Source organism: Streptomyces sp. NPDC032198 (assembly GCF_040636975.1).
In the GTDB taxonomy this organism is placed as follows: domain Bacteria; phylum Actinomycetota; class Actinomycetes; order Streptomycetales; family Streptomycetaceae; genus Streptomyces.
On record NZ_JBEZVL010000007.1, the window covers coordinates 147792 to 163032 of the forward strand.

Annotated in this window: 16 protein-coding genes; 4 read left to right on the forward strand and 12 right to left on the reverse strand. The window is 71.4% G+C overall.

Features of this window, described 5'->3' with window-relative positions:
• Positions 1-12: 12 nt before the first annotated feature.
• The 3 genes from AB0E78_RS20095 to AB0E78_RS20105 all read right to left on the reverse strand — a co-directional run bounded on the left by AB0E78_RS20095 (position 13) and on the right by AB0E78_RS20105 (position 4157).
• Entirely contained in the window at positions 13-1266 is a 1254-nt protein-coding gene (locus tag AB0E78_RS20095) for an MFS transporter (protein WP_361834651.1), read from the reverse strand.
• A 131-nt stretch (positions 1267-1397) separates the two neighbouring features.
• Positions 1398-2747, reverse strand: coding sequence for an erythromycin esterase family protein (locus AB0E78_RS20100; protein WP_361834044.1), 1350 nt, complete (start codon positions 2745-2747; stop codon positions 1398-1400).
• A 129-nt stretch (positions 2748-2876) separates the two neighbouring features.
• Positions 2877-4157 carry a DUF1343 domain-containing protein gene (locus AB0E78_RS20105; protein ID WP_361834045.1) on the reverse strand — a complete coding sequence of 427 codons (1281 nt, stop codon included), beginning with the start codon at positions 4155-4157 and terminating at the stop codon, positions 2877-2879.
• 158 nt (positions 4158-4315) lie between these two features.
• Here AB0E78_RS20105 and AB0E78_RS20110 point away from each other — a divergent pair, with 158 nt between their 5' ends.
• Genes AB0E78_RS20110 through AB0E78_RS20120 form a run of 3 tightly spaced genes read left to right on the forward strand, consistent with a single transcriptional unit; the run spans position 4316 to position 7417 of the window.
• The gene (locus tag AB0E78_RS20110) at positions 4316-5080 is read left to right on the forward strand and encodes an SDR family oxidoreductase (protein WP_361834047.1); all 765 of its coding nucleotides are present in this window, start codon (positions 4316-4318) and stop codon (positions 5078-5080) included.
• A complete protein-coding gene (locus AB0E78_RS20115; protein WP_361834049.1) occupies positions 5026-6801 on the forward strand; it encodes an AMP-binding protein in 1776 nt (591 codons plus the stop codon). Before AB0E78_RS20110 ends, AB0E78_RS20115 begins: the two co-directional genes overlap by 55 nt.
• 22 nt (positions 6802-6823) lie before the next feature.
• Positions 6824-7417 (forward strand): TetR/AcrR family transcriptional regulator, encoded by a 594-nt coding sequence (locus AB0E78_RS20120; protein WP_361834050.1) that lies wholly within the window; start codon positions 6824-6826, stop codon positions 7415-7417.
• Between the two features lie 13 nt (positions 7418-7430).
• Here AB0E78_RS20120 and AB0E78_RS20125 read toward each other — a convergent pair whose 3' ends face one another.
• The 3 genes from AB0E78_RS20125 to AB0E78_RS20135 form a co-directional block, all read right to left on the reverse strand.
• Positions 7431-8654, reverse strand: a complete 1224-nt coding sequence (locus AB0E78_RS20125; RefSeq protein ID WP_361834052.1) for an acyl-CoA dehydrogenase family protein — start codon at positions 8652-8654, stop codon at positions 7431-7433.
• 7 nt (positions 8655-8661) lie between these two features.
• Complete coding sequence (locus AB0E78_RS20130) at positions 8662-9696, reverse strand: phosphotransferase family protein (protein ID WP_361834054.1); 1035 nt, start codon at positions 9694-9696, stop codon at positions 8662-8664.
• Positions 9697-9925: 229 nt separating this feature from the next.
• Positions 9926-10222 carry a hypothetical protein gene (locus AB0E78_RS20135; RefSeq protein ID WP_361834056.1) on the reverse strand — a complete coding sequence of 99 codons (297 nt, stop codon included), beginning with the start codon at positions 10220-10222 and terminating at the stop codon, positions 9926-9928.
• 205 nt (positions 10223-10427) lie between these two features.
• Between AB0E78_RS20135 and AB0E78_RS20140 the strand changes: the two genes are divergently transcribed.
• Positions 10428-11384, forward strand: coding sequence for an NADP-dependent oxidoreductase (locus tag AB0E78_RS20140; protein ID WP_361834058.1), 957 nt, complete (start codon positions 10428-10430; stop codon positions 11382-11384).
• A gap of 27 nt (positions 11385-11411) precedes the next feature.
• On the opposite strand, the gene AB0E78_RS20145 is transcribed toward AB0E78_RS20140, so the two are convergent.
• Genes AB0E78_RS20145 through AB0E78_RS20170 form a run of 6 tightly spaced genes read right to left on the reverse strand, consistent with a single transcriptional unit; the run spans position 11412 to position 15127 of the window.
• Entirely contained in the window at positions 11412-11735 is a 324-nt protein-coding gene (locus AB0E78_RS20145) for a DUF202 domain-containing protein (RefSeq protein ID WP_361834060.1), read from the reverse strand.
• Entirely contained in the window at positions 11735-12127 is a 393-nt protein-coding gene (locus tag AB0E78_RS20150; RefSeq protein WP_361834062.1) for a DUF202 domain-containing protein, read from the reverse strand. The genes AB0E78_RS20145 and AB0E78_RS20150 overlap by 1 nt, the downstream gene beginning before the upstream one ends.
• A gap of 20 nt (positions 12128-12147) precedes the next feature.
• Positions 12148-12684 (reverse strand): NUDIX domain-containing protein, encoded by a 537-nt coding sequence (locus tag AB0E78_RS20155; RefSeq protein ID WP_361834063.1) that lies wholly within the window; start codon positions 12682-12684, stop codon positions 12148-12150.
• Between the two features lie 15 nt (positions 12685-12699).
• Positions 12700-13473 (reverse strand): glucose 1-dehydrogenase, encoded by a 774-nt coding sequence (locus AB0E78_RS20160; RefSeq protein ID WP_361834064.1) that lies wholly within the window; start codon positions 13471-13473, stop codon positions 12700-12702.
• Positions 13466-14095, reverse strand: a complete 630-nt coding sequence (locus AB0E78_RS20165; RefSeq protein WP_361834066.1) for a helix-turn-helix domain-containing protein — start codon at positions 14093-14095, stop codon at positions 13466-13468. The genes AB0E78_RS20160 and AB0E78_RS20165 overlap by 8 nt, the downstream gene beginning before the upstream one ends.
• 36 nt (positions 14096-14131) lie before the next feature.
• Positions 14132-15127 (reverse strand): DMT family transporter, encoded by a 996-nt coding sequence (locus tag AB0E78_RS20170; RefSeq protein WP_361834068.1) that lies wholly within the window; start codon positions 15125-15127, stop codon positions 14132-14134.
• Positions 15128-15241: the final 114 nt, after the last annotated feature.

The following is a 15241-nucleotide window of genomic DNA, read 5'->3' on the forward strand; positions in this document are numbered from 1 at the left end:
GACCGCTCGGGCTCACGCCAGTTCGCGTTCGCGGGTTTCCGGCAGCGCGAGCACGCACACCAGGGACACGACCGCCATGGCGCTGACGTACCAGCCGACCGACGAGGAACCGAAGGCGGACTGCAGCCGCGTCGCCACCAGCGGGGAGACCGCGCCACCGAGCACACCGCCCAGGTTGTAGGCGAGCGAGGCGCCGGAGTAGCGCACGGTCGCGCCGAACAGCTCCGGCAGGTACGCGCCCATGGGCCCGTACACCACGCCCATGCAGAACAGCGCGCCGCCGATCGCCAGGGCCATGAGCACCGGCTGCTCGGTGTCCAGGAGCGGGAAGAGCACCAGGCCCCACACCACCGCGAGCCCGGCGCCCACGAGGATGAGCTTGCGGCGGCCGGCACCGTCGGAGCGGGTCGCGGCGAGCCACGTACCGGCCGCGAGGAAGAGACAGGCGACCAGCGAGAGGCCGAGCATGGTGTTGCGGGAGACGCCCAGGGTGCCGGTGGAGTAGGCCAGGCAGTACGTCGTCGCCGTGTAGAAGAGGCCGTAGGCGACGATCATCCCGCCCGCGCCGAGCAGCAGTTCGCGCGGATGGCGGCGCAGGACGTCGAGCGTGGGGACCTTGCTCGCCTCCTGGGCGTCCATGACCTTCGCGAAGACCGGAGTCTCGCTGATCCGCAGCCGTACGAAGAGCCCGACGGCGACGAGGAGGAAGGAGAGCAGGAACGGCACGCGCCAGCCCCAGGACCGGAACGCGTCGTCGGACAGCACGGAGGACAGCAGCCAGAAGACGCCCGTCGCCGCGAAGAACCCGACGGACGGCCCGAGTTGGGGGAAGGCGGCATACAGGCCGCGCTTCTTCTTCGGTGCGTGCTCCACCGCGAGCAGCGCGGCCCCGCCCCACTCGCCGCCGAGCCCGATGCCCTGCAGGAAGCGCAGCAGGATCAGCAGGACCGGCGCCCAGATGCCCAACGTGCCGTATCCGGGCAGGAGTCCGACGAGCGCCGTCGAAAGCCCCATGAGCAGCAGCGAGGCCACGAGCACCGACTTGCGGCCGACCCGGTCACCGAAGTGCCCGAAGACCACCGACCCGATGGGCCGCGCCGCGAACGCCACCGCGTACGTCGAGAAGGAGGCGAGGGTGGCGTTGACCGGGTCCAGGGTCGGGAAGAACGCCTCGTTCAGGACGAGCGCGGCGGCCGTTCCGTAGATGTAGAAGTCGTAGAACTCGATGGCCGTCCCGATGAACGACGCCACGGCCACGCGGCGCATGCTCTCGGGGCTCGCGGCCGGCTCGGGCCCGGCGTCCGGCTGGGTCTTCTCTGGTGAGATTTCGCTGTGCACGAGCGGCACTCTCACGTTGGATGTATGGGCCAGTCAATAGCCGGGACGGCCTGTCTCGGTCATTGAGACTGGCGGTGAGCTGCGGTGACGCGATGCAGGTGGACGAGGATGTCGTGGGTGGGCGCCAGCCGGATCTTGTGGGGGCCGTCCGGGTAGGCCGTGCCGATGCTCCGGGTCAGCCGGCCCTTGCCGAGCCACTTCCGGGCGGTCGCGGGGGCGGTCCTCATATCGAGGAAGTAGTCGTCGTGCCGCACCTTGTCGAGGGTGTACTCGTTCGTGCCGCGCTCGGCCGCGCCCACGGACCGGGGCTTCCACACCTCGGACTCAGCGCTCTGCGCCATGAACGACCCCTGGTCGAAGGTGAATCCGATGCTGACGTACCGCTTGCCGAGCCGGTCGCGCAGGAAGGCGCCCTGCATCTTCGGGTAGCGCGGATCGTAACTCTCGTACCCGACATGGGCGTTGTGCGCCGACAGGAGCACCTTGTCGCCGGTCTGTTTCTGCCACCAGGCGGTGTTCCGAGCCATGAGGCGGTCGCGGTACAGCATCCCGTCCTTGACCCCTTCGGGGGTGTCGAAGGGGAAGGCGTAGATCGTGGCGGTCTGTGAGACGGACCGGGCGTGCTGCATCACCATGGTGAACTCCCGGTCGGGCGAGGCCGGTTGCAGGTCCTTGAGCAGCTTCAGTGCCTCCCGTGCCTGTCCGGCGAGCTTCCGCCGCTCCTCCAGGGGCCTGGCCATGTACGTGTCGCCGTCCGAGAGGCGGCGGATCGGCGCGTACAGCTCGGTGATCCTGGGCAGCAAGTCGGGCTCGTGCGCGCGGACGTAGTCCTCCACGCCGTCGAACAGCTCATGCCCGAGTTCGGGGTAGTTGAGGTCATCGCCCAGGAAGCGCACCTGGCGGTCCGGGTGCTTCTCGTTGTACGCGCGCATCCACGTCAGGAGCTCGACGTACTCCTCGGTGTCCCAGGGTGTCTTCGCCAGCTCCTTGTGAACGAGCTCGCGCACGTCCCCCTCGCCCCCGTGCACGTACGCGTCGAAGCGCAGTCCCGTCGTCCAGCTGACTTCCTGGGCGAAGGTGGTGAACCCCTTCTCCTCGACGAGATAGCGGAAGACCCGGTCCTTCATCGTGAAGAACTCGTGCGAACCGTGTGTGGCCTCGCCCAGGCCCACCACGGAAGCGTCACCGACCATGCGGCCCATCGGCCGCAGGTCCTTGGTGGAGCCGCCCGGGTCGGTCGAGCGGAGGGGGTGGGCCGCGCGCTCGATCGCCGGGACCGGATTCGCGGGGCGGGGCTCTGTCCGGGCGGCGGCCTGGGGCGCGACCAGCGCCCCGAGGCCGAGTGTGCCGACCAGCGCCAGGGGAACTGCGCGACGTGCCGTCCGTGCCGTCCGTGCCGTCCGTGCCATGCGGGATCTCCTCAACTCGGGTGTACGGAGCTGAAGATCACGATCCCGGTCCGTCAGGGGTGCCTGCCATCCGGCAGGCACCCGGTTCGCCGGTGGGGTCTGCCCCACCGGCGAACCGGGCGGGGCGGCTCAGTGGTAGCGCAGATACCGCTTCCGCACGGCACGGAAGCGGGCGAGCTCGTCCTGCCAGCCGCCCACCACCTCGTCCGTGTCCGCGCCCGCGTCGATCATGGTGCGGACCCGCGTGGAGCCCGTCAGCTTGTCGATCCAGTTGTCGGAGCGCCAGGCGAAGCCGCTCCACACCTTCTTGGCGGTCACCAGGAGCGCGATGCCGGTGCGCACCGGGTCGTACGACTCCCGGTCGTGCACGTGGAGCTGGACGCCGCCGATCGTCCTGCCCTGGAACTTGGAGAACGTCGGCGCGAAGTAGGCCTCCCTGAAGTGCACCCCGCGCAGGCCCGCGTCGTTCGCGGCGGCCGCCCACTTCCGGTCGATGCCGTCCGCGCCGAGCAGCTCGAAGGGGCGGGTCGTGCCGCGCCCCTCGGAGAGGTTCGTGCCCTCGAAGAGGCAGGTGCCGCTGTAGACCAGGGCGGTGTCGGGCGTGGGCATGTTCGGGCTCGGCGGCACCCACGGCAGCCCGGAGGCGTCGTAGAAGTCCGAGCGCTTCCACCCGGTCATCCTCACGGTCTCCAGCTCGACGGGACGCTCCAGGAACTCGCCGTTGAACAGCAGCGCCAGCTCCGTCACCGTCATGCCGTGCGCCTGCGCTATCGGCTGCCTGCCGACGAACGTGGCGAATTCCTTGTGCAGGACGGGACCGTACGCGCCACGCCCCGTCACCGGATTCGGCCGGTCCAGGACGACGAACCGTTTCCCCGCGAGCTCGGCCGACTCCATGCAGTCGAAGAGCGTCCAGATGTACGTGTAGAAGCGCGCACCCGCGTCCTGGATGTCGAAGACGATCGTGTCGACCCCGGCGGCCGTGAAGATGTCGGCCAGCGCCTTGCCGCTCTTCTGGTACGTGTCATAGACGGGGAGCCCGGTGGCCGGGTCGTCGTGGCGCCCCTCGGAGCCGCCCGCCTGCGCCGTCCCCCGGAAGCCGTGCTCGGGGCCGAAGACCGCGACCAGATTCACCCGGTCGTCGGCGTGCATGACGTCCACGATGTGCCGTACGTCCCGGGTGACGCCGGTCGGGTTCGTCACGATGCCGACGCGCTCGCCGTCCAGGAGCGCGTAGCCGTCCGCGGACAGCCGCTCGAAGCCGGTGCGCAGCCGCCGGCCGCCGCCCGGTCCGCCGCCCGATCCGCCCCCGCCTCCCGCCGCGGACGCCGGGGCAGCCGAGGTGAGAGCGGTGGCCGTGGTGGCGGCCAGCAGGCCCCGTCTGGACAGGCTGCGTCGGGACAGGTTCATGCGGAGACCTCCGTGAGCGCGGTGGCTGTCATGGCCACGCACGCTAGCGCGCGGACCCCCGCCGGGGAACGAACCCGGCGGTCCGGCCCCCTTCCATCCGAACATACCGACTGGTTAGTCTGCGATCACAGCGGAGCCGCAGTCGAAGGAGACCGAACGTGGAGACCCTGCAGGACAAGGGAGTTGTCGTCACCGGTGCCGGAGGCGGGATCGGGGCCGCGCTGGCCCGCCGGTTCGCCGCCGCCGGGGCGCGCGTCGTGGTCAATGACCTGGACGCGGCCAAGGCGAAGACGGTGGCCGACGAGATCGGTGCCGTCGCCGTGCCGGGCGACGCGTCCACGATCGTGCCGGAGGCCCGAGAGGCGCTGAGCGGCACGATCGACGTGTACTGCGCCAACGCGGGCCTCGGCTCCGGCGGCTCGGAGGCCGCCCCGGAGGAGGTCTGGGCCACGGCCTGGGACGTCAACGTCATGGCCCACGTCCGCGCGGCCCACGCGCTGCTCCCCGACTGGCTGGAGCGCGGCAGCGGCCGCTTCGTCTCCACCGTCTCGGCGGCCGGCCTGCTCACCATGATCGGCGCCGCGCCCTACAGCGTCACCAAGCACGGCGCGTACGCCTTCGCCGAGTGGCTCTCGCTGACCTACCGGCACCGCGGGATCGACGTCCACGCGATCTGCCCCCAGGGAGTGCGCACCGACATGCTCGCCGCCACCGGCACCGCGGGCGACATCGTGCTCACCCCCACCGCGATCGAGCCGGAGGACGTCGCGGACGCGCTCTTCGCCGGGATGGAGGAGAACCGCTTCCTGATCCTGCCGCACCCCGAGGTCGCCGAGTACTACCGCATCCGCGCCGCCGAGCCCGACAAATGGCTCACCGGCATGAACCACCTCCAGCAGCAGTGGGAGGCGACGGAGCGGTGAGCGACGTGACCCCGACCGCCGCCGCGGACGCGACCCCGACCGCCTCCATATACGCCGCCAAGCCCTGGCTCGGCCGCCTCAACGACGCCCAGCGCGGGCCCATCGAGCCCGCCGCGTCCGTCGTGCACGCCTTCCGCGCCTCGGTGCTCCGGGCCCCCGAGCACACGGCCCTCGCCTATTTCGACGGGCGCCTGAGCTACCGCGAGGTGGATGCCCTCAGCGACTCCGTCGCCGGACACCTGGCCGCGCGCGGGCTCGCCCGGGGCGACCGGGTCGCGATCCTGCTGCAGAACACCCCGCACTTCGTGATCGCGCTGCTCGGCGCGTGGAAGGCGGGCGCCACGGTCGTGCCGGTGAACCCCATGTACAAGTCGGCGGAGGTCGGGCACGTCCTCGCGGACGCCGACGTGACCGCGCTGATCTGCTCGGACCGCGCCTGGGAGACGTATCTGCGCGACACGGCGGCGGCCTCGCCCGTCCGCATCGTGCTCACCGCCTGCCAGCTCGACCTGCAGACCCGCAACGACACCCGGGTCCTGGACTTCGAACGCCTCCCGCAGGCCGCCGACGCCGAAGACCTGGTGACCGTCGCCCGGCAGGAGCTCCCCGCCCCCGGAGACCGGCAGCTCGGCCCCGCCGACATCGCACTGATCAGCTACACCTCGGGCACGAGCGGCACCCCCAAGGGCGCCATGAACACCCACGGCAACATCACCTACAACGCCGAACGGCAGCGCACCGGCGCCGGCATCCCCGAAGGCGCCTGCTACTTCGCGATGGCGCCGCTCTTCCACATCACCGGCATGGTCGCGCAGGTCGCGGGCTGCCTGACCAACGCCGGTACCCTCGCGCTCGCGTACCGCTTCGAGGCCGGGGTCGTCCTGGACGCCTTCGCCGAGCACCGCCCCGCGTACACCGTGGGCCCCTCCACGGCCTTCATGGCGCTTGCCGCCCACCCCTCCGTCACGCGGGAGCACTTCGACTCCTTCGCGATGATCTCCTCGGGCGGTGCGCCGCTGCCGCCCGCCCTGGTGGAGAAGTTCCGCGCCGGCTTCGGCCCGTACATCCACAACGGGTACGGCCTCACCGAGTGCACCGCCCCCTGCGCCTCCGTGCCGCCGGGCCAGGAGGCACCCGTCGACCCGGTGTCCGGCACCCTCGCCGTCGGCGTCCCAGGCCCCGAGACGGTCGTCAGGATCGTCGACGACCACGGCGCGGACGTCCCCTTCGGCGAGCAGGGCGAGATCACCGTGCGCGGCCCGCAGGTCGTGCCGGGCTACTGGAAGCTTCCCGACGCCACGGACGAGGCGTTCCCCGACGGCGAGCTGCGCACCGGCGACATCGGCTTCATGGACGCCCAGGGCTGGCTCTACGTGGTCGACCGCAAGAAGGACATGATCAACGCGTCGGGTTTCAAGGTCTGGCCGCGCGAGGTGGAGGATGTCCTCTACAGTCACGCAGCCGTCCGTGAGGCGGCGGTGATCGGCGTCCCGGACAGCTATCGCGGCGAGACCGTCAAGGCCTTCGTCAGCCTGCGCCCGCAGGCCGAGGTGGCGCCGGACGAGCTGGCGGCGTACTGCAAGGAACGGCTCGCGGCGTACAAGTACCCCCGCGCGGTCGAGATCCTGCCGGAGCTGCCGAAGACCACAAGTGGGAAGATCCTCCGGCGGGAACTGCGTTCCCGCAACGACACGAGCTCTCGGCACGACGAGAACCAGTAACCTCGAAAGGCAGGTGGCGGCAGTGGCCAGGACGACGGACGGTGACGGCACGCCCGTCCCTCAGCGGCTGCTCGCCGCCGCCACCCGGCTCTTCGCCGACCGCGGCTACGACCGCACATCGGTGCAGGAGATCGTGGAGTCGGCAGGCGTCACCAAGGGCGCGCTCTACCACTACTTCGGCTCCAAGGACGATCTCCTGCACGAGGTGTACGCACGCGTCCTGCGCGTCCAGCAGGAGCGCCTCGACGCCTACGCGGACTCCGACGCGCCCATCGAGCAGCGGGTGCGGGACGCGGCGGCGGACGTGGTCGTCACGACGATCGACAACCTCGACGACGCCTCGATCTTCTTCCGCTCCATGCACCACCTGAGCCCGGAGAAGAACAAGCAGGTGCGCTCCGAGCGCCGCCGCTACCACGAGCGGTTCCGCGCGCTGATCGAGGAGGGCCAGGAGGCCGGGGTCTTCTCCAAGGCGACCCCCGCGGACCTGGTGGTGGACTACCACTTCGGGTCCGTCCACCACCTCTCCACCTGGTACCGCCCGAACGGCCCGCTCACCCCGCAGCAGGTCGCCGACCACCTGGCGGACCTGCTGCTGAGAGCGCTGCGGCCGTAGCCCCCGAGGGCCCCTACAGGTACTTCTTCAGCTCGCGCCGGGCCAGCGACCGCTGGTGCACCTCATCGGGACCGTCGGCCAGCCGCAGCGTCCTCGCGGAGGCCCACAGCTCCGCCAGCGGGAAGTCCTGGCTGACGCCGCCCGCGCCGTGCAGCTGCACGGCCTGGTCGAGGATGTCCACCACCGTCCGCGGAGTCGCGATCTTGATGGACTGGATCTCCGTGTGCGCACCCTTGTTGCCCACGGTGTCCATCAGCCACGCGGTCTTCAGGACGAGCAGCCGCAGCTGCTCCACCGCGACCCGGGCGTCCGCGATCCACTCCTGGACGACGCCCTGCTGGGCGAGCGGCTTGCCGAACGCCGTACGCGCCACCGCACGCTGACACATCAGCTCGATGGCCCGCTCGGCCATCCCGATCAGGCGCATGCAGTGGTGGATGCGGCCGGGACCGAGCCGGGCCTGGGCGATGGCGAAGCCGCCGCCCTCCTCGCCGATCAGGTTGCTCGCGGGGACCCGGACCCGGTCGAAGACGACCTCGGCGTGCCCTCCGTGGGAGTGGTCCTCGTAGCCGTACACCTGCATGGCGCGGCGCACTTCGAGGCCCGGGGTGTCGCGCGGCACGAGCACCATGGACTGCTGGCGGCGCGGGTCGGAGTTCCCGGGGTCCGTCTTGCCCATCAGGATGAAGATCTGGCAGTCCGGGTTCATCGCCCCGGAGATGTACCATTTGCGCCCGGTGATGACGTAGTCGTCAGTGCCGTCGGAGGCTCGCTCGATGAGCGTGGTGATGTTCGTGGCGTCGGACGAGGCCACCTCGGGCTCGGTCATCGCGAACGCCGAGCGGATCTCACCGGCGAGCAGGGGCTCGAGCCACTGCTTCTTCTGCTCCTCGTTGCCGAACTGGGCGAGGACCTCCATGTTGCCGGTGTCCGGGGCGGCGCAGTTCAGCGCGGTGGGCGCCAGGTGCGGGGAGCGGCCGGTGATCTCGGCGAGCGGCGCGTACTGGAGGTTGGTGAGCCCGGCGCCGTGCTCGGCGTCCGGCAAGAAGAGGTTCCACAGCCCCTGCTTGCGGGCCTCGGCCTTCAGCTCGCCGACGATCGCCGGGGTGTCCCAGGGCGAGGCGAGCTGGGCGCGCTGTTCCTCGGCGGTCTTCTCCGCCGGGTAGACGTGCTCGTCCATGAAGGTGAGGAGCCTGTCGCGCAGCTCTTCGGTGCGGGCGTCGAATGCGAAGTCCATGGCTGTCTCAGCCTTCCTGTCGTCCTTGGAGGGTGGTGAGGCCGTGCTCGATGAAGACGGGGACCAGCTCCCCGATGCGGTCGAAGCCCGCGCCGACCGTCTGGCCGAGCGTGTACCGGTAGTGGATGCCCTCCAGGATCACGGCGAGCTTGAACCACGCGAACGCCGTGTACCAGGACACCGCGGAGACGTCGCGCCCCGACCGCGCGGCGTACCGCTCGACCAGCTCGGCGGCCTCCGGGTGCCCGGCCGCGCCGGCCGTGGTGCTGATGGGGGAGTCCGGAAGCTGGAGCTTGGTGCTGTACATGACGAGCAGGCCCAGGTCGGTGAGCGGATCGCCGAGCGTGGACATCTCCCAGTCGAGGATCGCCTTGATCTGGTCGTCCCCGCCGATCAGGACGTTGTCGAGGCGGTAGTCGCCGTGCACGACGGTGGCCGCGGGGGAGACGGGCAGCTGTCGCCCCAGGGCGGCGTGCAGCTCGTCGATCCCCGCCAGGTCGCGGTTGCGCGAGGCGTCCAGCTGCTTGCCCCAGCGGCGCAGCTGCCGGTCCAGGAAGCCGTCGGGCCGCCCGAAGTCACCGAGGCCGACCGCTTCCGGGTCCACGGAGTGCAGGTCGACGAGGGTGTCGACGAGGCCGAGGACCGCGGCACGGGTGCGCTCGGCACCCAGCGGCGCCAGCTCTTCGGCGGTGCGGAACGGCGTGCCCTCCACGAAGTCCATGACGTAGAAGGGCGCCCCGAGCACGTCGGTGTCCTCGCAGAGCAGCACGGGCGTCGGCACCGGCACGTCGGTCCCGTGGTGCAGCGCGCTGATCACACGGTGCTCGCGCTTCATGTCGTGCGCGGTCGCCAGGACGTGCCCGAGCGGTGGCCGCCGCACGACCCAGCGCGTGGCGCCGTCCGTCACGGCGTACGTGAGGTTCGACCGGCCGCCCTCGATCAGCCGGGCGGTGAGCGGCCCGCCCACGAGACCCGGCCGCTCGCGGTCCAGGTGGCCGCGCAACTGGTCGAGGTCGAGGCCGGGTGGATGGTCTGAGCTCATCTTCGCTCCTGGTCGGACGGTCGTCGTCGGTGTCGCCGCGCTGCGTCGCGCTGACGTTCATGATGCCGACCAGTCGGTATGTAGTCCAGAGCGCAGGAGGAACGTGATCAGGATCGCGGCGGCGGGAATGCCCCCGAATACGCCGATCCCCCGCCACAGACTGCCACTTGGCGTCCGTGCGGGGGAAGGCGGCCGGGGCGGCGCACCCCGGAGTGGCTGGGCGGGAGCCTCAGTGGTCGTCCCAGTGGTCGCCGTGCGCCGCGTGCCGGTGGCCGTCGTGGACGTAGTCGACGTGGTCGCCGTGCAGCACCGAGGTGTGCCCGCAGCCCTCGCCGTGCCGGTGGTCGTGCCCCTCGTGGACGGAGTGCTCGTCCGCCTCGCACTCGTCCCAGTGGCCGGAGTGCAGGCGGTGCATGTGCCCGTCGTGCGCGTAGTCGACGTGGTCGCCGTGCGGCACCTCGGGGTGTCCGCAGGCCGGGCCGTGGACGTGCTCGTGGACGGGGTGTTCGTGGTGGAGCGTGGTCATGGCGCGTGCACCTTCTGTGGGGGCCGGGGGAGGGGAGTGACCCTCTCAGGCTAGTACTCGATGCCCCTTTGATGGGGATATGGAAGCCTTGTTGATGTTTCCACCACCGGACGGCCCCGGACGGCCCAGGACGATCACCGGACCGCCACCGCACCGCTGCCCCACAAGGGCGAACCCACGAAGGCACTCCCATGAAGCCGACCCCATGAAGGCGATCAGCTACCGCCGGTACGGCGGCCCCGAAGTCCTCGAGTACGGCGATGTGCGCGACCCCAAGGTCGGCCCCGACTCCGTGCTGGTGAAAGTCCGCGCCGCGTCGGTGAACCCCGTCGACTGGAAGTGCATGGCGGGACACCTCGACGGCATCCTCGACCCCGTTTTCCCGGTGATCCCGGGCTGGGACGTCGCGGGTGTCGTGGTGCAGCCGGGCGCCTCGGTCCCGGAGTACGTGGTGGGCGACGAGGTCATCGGCTACGTACGCGAGGACTTCCTCTCGCGCGGCACCTTCGCCGAGTACGTCGCGGCCCCCGTGCGCACCCTGGCCCGTAAACCGCGCAACCTCACCTTCGAGGAGGCCTCGGGCCTGCCGCTCGCCGGGCTCACCGCCTATCAGGTGATCGTCAAGACGCTCGCGGTGACGGAGGGCGACGTCGTGCTCGTGCACGCGGCGGCCGGCGGCGTCGGCTCCATCGCCGTCCAGCTGGCCCGGCACGCGGGCGCCCGCGTCATCGGCACCGCGAGCGAGCGCAACCACGACTTCCTGCGCGAGATCGGCGCCGAACCGGTGACCTACGGCGACGGTCTGGCCGAGCGCGTACGCGCCCTCGCCCCGGAGGGGGTCGACGCCGCCTTCGACACGGTCGGCGGCGACACCCTCAAGGTGTCGGTCGAACTCCTCGCGCCCGGCGGCCGTCTCGCCTCGATCGCGGACGGCGCGGTCATCGGCCTCGGCGGCCACTACTGCTTCGTGCGCCCGGACGCCGACGATCTCCGGCGCCTGACGCAGCTCGTGGAGCAGGACGTCGTCACGGTCCATGTCTCCGAGACGTTCCCGCTGGAGCGGGCGGCGGACGCGTACCGCCTGAACGCGGAGGGCCGGACGCGGGGAAAGATCGTCGTCACGGTGGACTGGACTGCCGACGACGGCCCGGCCAAGCACTGACGGAGGCGTTCTTCCCGGCCGGGCCGCTCAGAACACCATGGCCGTCGCGCACGCCGCGAGCGCCATCGTGCACAGGGCGGCCGTCGCCGCGGCCCGCACCGGAAGCCGGAGCGGCCTGCTGCTGGCGGCGAGCTCGGTCATCCTGCGGTGCGCCACGACCAGGAAACCGAGCCACAGGAGCAGGCAGAGGGCGCAGGCGACGACGGACAGGGCGGTGGTGCCCTCCTGGAGGGCGGCCCGCGCCGCCAGGACCGCCGCGACGGTGCAGGACAGCGTCGTACGCCGCCACGCGAGGCGCGTGCGCTCCGGCTGCAGCCCCGGATCGCGGACCTGGACCGGGGCCTGGTCCATCACCCCTCCCACCCGAAGAGCACGACGACGACCATGGCGAGCGCCACGACCGCGACGGCCACGCTCAGGACGGTCGGGAAGCGCGAGACCGGCAGATCCTCGCCGCGCCGCATGGCCCGCTCGCAGCGCACCCAGTGGTTGACCGCGCGCAAGGAGCTGAGCACGCCCGCGGCGAGCAGGGCGAGGGCGAGCCCGATGCGCCACCCCCAGCGCAGGTCGGGCAGGAACTGGTCCACCGCGAAACCGCCGCCGATGAGGGCGAGCGCGGTGCGCAGCCAGGCGAGGAAGGTGCGCTCGTTGGCGAGCGAGAAGCGATAGTCGGGGGTGTCGCCCTCGTCGCGGATCCGCTCGGGCGCGAACCACAGACGCAGGCTCTGTACGAAGTTGCTCACTCGCCGCACCCTAACCCGCCCTAACCCGCACGGAACTCCCGCAGCCGCTCGTACGCCGCGAGCCCGTCCGGCACCCACGCCCACTCGCCGAGCCGCCGCTCCAGCTCCTCGTCGGTGAGGAAGGCGTGCCAGGCGACCTCCTCGACCTGCGGGTCCACGGGCAGGTCGCAGCGCACCTCGTAGAGGTACGACCACCAGGTGTGCCCCGCGCCGTCGTCGTACAGGAACTTGAACAGGGGCGTGGGGCGCGGCAGTCCGTGGACCCCGAGCTCCTCCTCCGCCTCGCGCAGGGCGGCGTCGTCGTAGGACTCGCCGGCCCCGACGACACCGCCGACGAACATGTCGTACATCGAGGGGAAGACCAGCTTGACGGGCGTGCGCCGGTGCACGAAGACGCGGCCCTCGGCGTCCCGTGCCTGGATGAACACGCAACGGTGGCGCAGGCCCCGCGCGTACGCCTCACCGCGCGGGGCCTCGCCGACGACCTCGTCGTTCTCGTCGACGATGTCCAGGATCTCTTCGCTGGGGTCGGGCACGGGCCGGCTGTTCGTCGTCATGCCGGCCATCCAACCTCACTGCCCCATGACGTACTTCACGGTGGGTCCCGCGGTCCAGCCGCCGTCGACGGCGAGCTCGGCGCCGGTCACGTACGAGGCGGCGTCCGAGAGCAGGAAGACCATGGCGCCCGCGATCTCGTGCGGCTCGCCGACCCGGCCCATCGGGGTGTTGGGGTACTTGCCCTCGCCCTTCTCGATGCCCACCTGCGCGGTCATCGGGGTGTACGTCATGCCCGGGTGGACGGAGTTGACGCGGATGCGGGCGGTGCCGAGCTCCACGGCGCCGATCTTGGTGAGGCCGCGGACGCCCCACTTTGACGCGCCGTAACCGGCGGTGAGCGCGAGGCCCATGAGTCCGGCCGCGGACGAGATGTTGACGATGGAGCCGCCGCCGGCCTCCTTCATGGCCGGGACGACGCTCTTCATGCCGATGAAGACGCCGGTGAGGTTGATGTCGAGGACCTTGCGGAAGTGCTCGACCGACTCCGACTCCAGGAACTGGCCCGTGGATATACCGGCGTTGTTGACCAGGCCGTGCACCCCGCCGAACTCGGTCACCGCGAGCGCCACGACGCGCTGCCAGTCCTCCTCCGACGTCACGTCGTGGTGCGCGAAGCGGGCACGCTCGCCGAGCTCGGCGGCGGTGACCTCGCCCTCCTTGTCGAGGACGTCGGTCAGGACGACGTTCGCACCGGCGGCCACCGCCTGGCGGGCGGCCTCGGCGCCGAGGCCGCGGGCGGCTCCGGTGATGACGACGGTCTTGCCGGTGAGGTCGTGCGCTTCACTCATGGTTCTCTCCGCGATGTGGGGCCCGTAGCAGGGCCGTGGTGGTCTCGACGAGATCCGCGAGGAAGAGCGGTTCGCCGGTCAGGGGGGTGGCGCCGGCCAGGTACTGGCCCGCGCGGTCGGACATGGCGGCGCCGACGAGGGTGAGGGCCAGGTCGATGCGCTCCAGGCGGAGCGGTTCCGGGAGCGCGGTGAGGCAGTCCTCGACGCGGCCGATCAGCTCCCAGTAGACGGTTCCGTCGAGGGTCGGGTGCGGGGTGCGGGTGCGGACGCCGCTCTCGTGGCTGAGCTGGGCGGAGACGCGCAGACAGCGCAGGCCCCGCTCGGTGCGCAGCTCGGAGGCCTCGGCTGCCACGAGGGCGTGCAGGAGCCCGCGCAGTCCGTCCGGGGCGTGCGCGAGCCCGGCGGCCAGCACCTTCTCCGTACGGGTCTGGCGCTCGGCCATGACGGCGTCCAGGAGGCCCGCCCGGCTGCCGAAGTGGTACTGCACCGCGGAGGGGTTGCTCTGCCCCGCGAGCCGCACTATGTCCCGCAGCTGCGCGCCGTGCACGCCCTGCGCGGCGAACACTTCCTCGCCCGCGCGGATCAGCTTCTCGCGGGTCTCGGGTCCTGAGGTCCTCGGCATGGGCCCATTGTAATGCTGGCCATTATTAAAGGCGAGTCACCTGTGGTGCCGCCCCAGGCCCCGCTGCCCAGACGCCGAAGGGCCAGGATCCGCGGCCGGTCCGGCGCTGGAGGGCGAACTCGGCGGAGCCGGTGACGACGGTGCGCACGGCCCAGGGGCCCGTAATCGCTCCCCGGTCCTCGGCATCGCCGGATGCGACCCCAGCAGCACGATCCCGCCCACGATGGCCGCGAGACCGGTCGCCTGCCACGCGAGCGCCCCCGCGTCCATCCGCAGCTGGTCCCCCAGGAACCCCACCCCGCACGCGATCCCGGCCAGCGGCTGCGCGGCGGTCAGCGCGGGCAGCGACATCCGCAGCGGCGCCGTCTCGAACGCGCTCTGCACCAGGAGCAGCCCGGTCACCCCGAGCACGAGCACCGCGTACGGCTGCCACCCCGTGAGCAGGGCGAGCCAGCCCTCGTCGGAGAGCCGTCCCCCGCTCACCCGGGTCAGCGCGTCCTGCACGCCGTAGAGCAGCCCCGCCGCCACGCCGAGCAGCACGGGTCCGGCGGTGAACCGGTGCCGGGACCCCTTCGCGTACACGGTGAGGAGCATCGCGGAGCCCACCATCACGCCGATGATCAGCCACTGCCGCAGCGGATCCGACTCGGCGTCCCCGCCCCGCGGCTCACCCGCCACGATGAACGCGGTGACCCCGCCCGCGAGCAGCACGAGCCCCGACCAGCCCTGCCGCCCCAGGGGCTGCTTGGTGCGATGGCGGGAGAGGGTGAGCGCGAAGAGCAGGTTCGTGGCCAGCAGCGGCTCCACCAGGGACACCTCGCCCTGGCCGAGCGCGAGCGCGCCGAGGACCATGCCGCACACCATGAGGCCGATCCCGCCGAGCCACTCCGGCACCCGCACCAGATCGAGCAGCAGCCGCGGCGAGAGGAAGTCGCTCAGCGGGGCGCGCTGCGCCGCGTCCTGCTGGAACACGAAGCCGAAGCCCAGGCAGCAGGCGGCCGACACGGAGAGGACGAGGACCAGAACCGACACGTCGTACCTCAGGACGGGAGAGGGCTCGATGCGGGCCAGGGGGCGGGGATTAGGCGGGTACCCGGCCGACGATAGTCCTCCCCGGGATGCTCCGCTCCACGAGTCACCCCGGCC

Excerpts from the sequence above, each read along its gene's own strand:
- AB0E78_RS20115 (WP_361834049.1), top strand. The coding sequence starts at position 5,026 with ATGGCTCACCGGCATGAACCACCTCCAGCAGCAGTGGGAGGCGACGGA.
- AB0E78_RS20130 (WP_361834054.1), bottom strand. The coding sequence starts at position 9,696 with ATGAGCTCAGACCATCCACCCGGCCTCGACCTCGACCAGTTGCGCGGC.
- AB0E78_RS20125 (WP_361834052.1), bottom strand. The coding sequence starts at position 8,654 with ATGGACTTCGCATTCGACGCCCGCACCGAAGAGCTGCGCGACAGGCTC.
- AB0E78_RS20160 (WP_361834064.1), bottom strand. The coding sequence starts at position 13,473 with ATGAGTGAAGCGCACGACCTCACCGGCAAGACCGTCGTCATCACCGGA.
- AB0E78_RS20105 (WP_361834045.1), bottom strand. The coding sequence starts at position 4,157 with ATGAACCTGTCCCGACGCAGCCTGTCCAGACGGGGCCTGCTGGCCGCC.
- AB0E78_RS20140 (WP_361834058.1), top strand. The coding sequence starts at position 10,428 with ATGAAGGCGATCAGCTACCGCCGGTACGGCGGCCCCGAAGTCCTCGAG.
- AB0E78_RS20095 (WP_361834651.1), bottom strand. The coding sequence starts at position 1,266 with ATGCGCCGCGTGGCCGTGGCGTCGTTCATCGGGACGGCCATCGAGTTC.
- AB0E78_RS20100 (WP_361834044.1), bottom strand. The coding sequence starts at position 2,747 with ATGGCACGGACGGCACGGACGGCACGGACGGCACGTCGCGCAGTTCCC.
- AB0E78_RS20165 (WP_361834066.1), bottom strand. The coding sequence starts at position 14,095 with ATGCCGAGGACCTCAGGACCCGAGACCCGCGAGAAGCTGATCCGCGCG.
- AB0E78_RS20145 (WP_361834060.1), bottom strand. The coding sequence starts at position 11,735 with ATGGACCAGGCCCCGGTCCAGGTCCGCGATCCGGGGCTGCAGCCGGAG.
- AB0E78_RS20135 (WP_361834056.1), bottom strand. The coding sequence starts at position 10,222 with ATGACCACGCTCCACCACGAACACCCCGTCCACGAGCACGTCCACGGC.
- AB0E78_RS20155 (WP_361834063.1), bottom strand. The coding sequence starts at position 12,684 with ATGACGACGAACAGCCGGCCCGTGCCCGACCCCAGCGAAGAGATCCTG.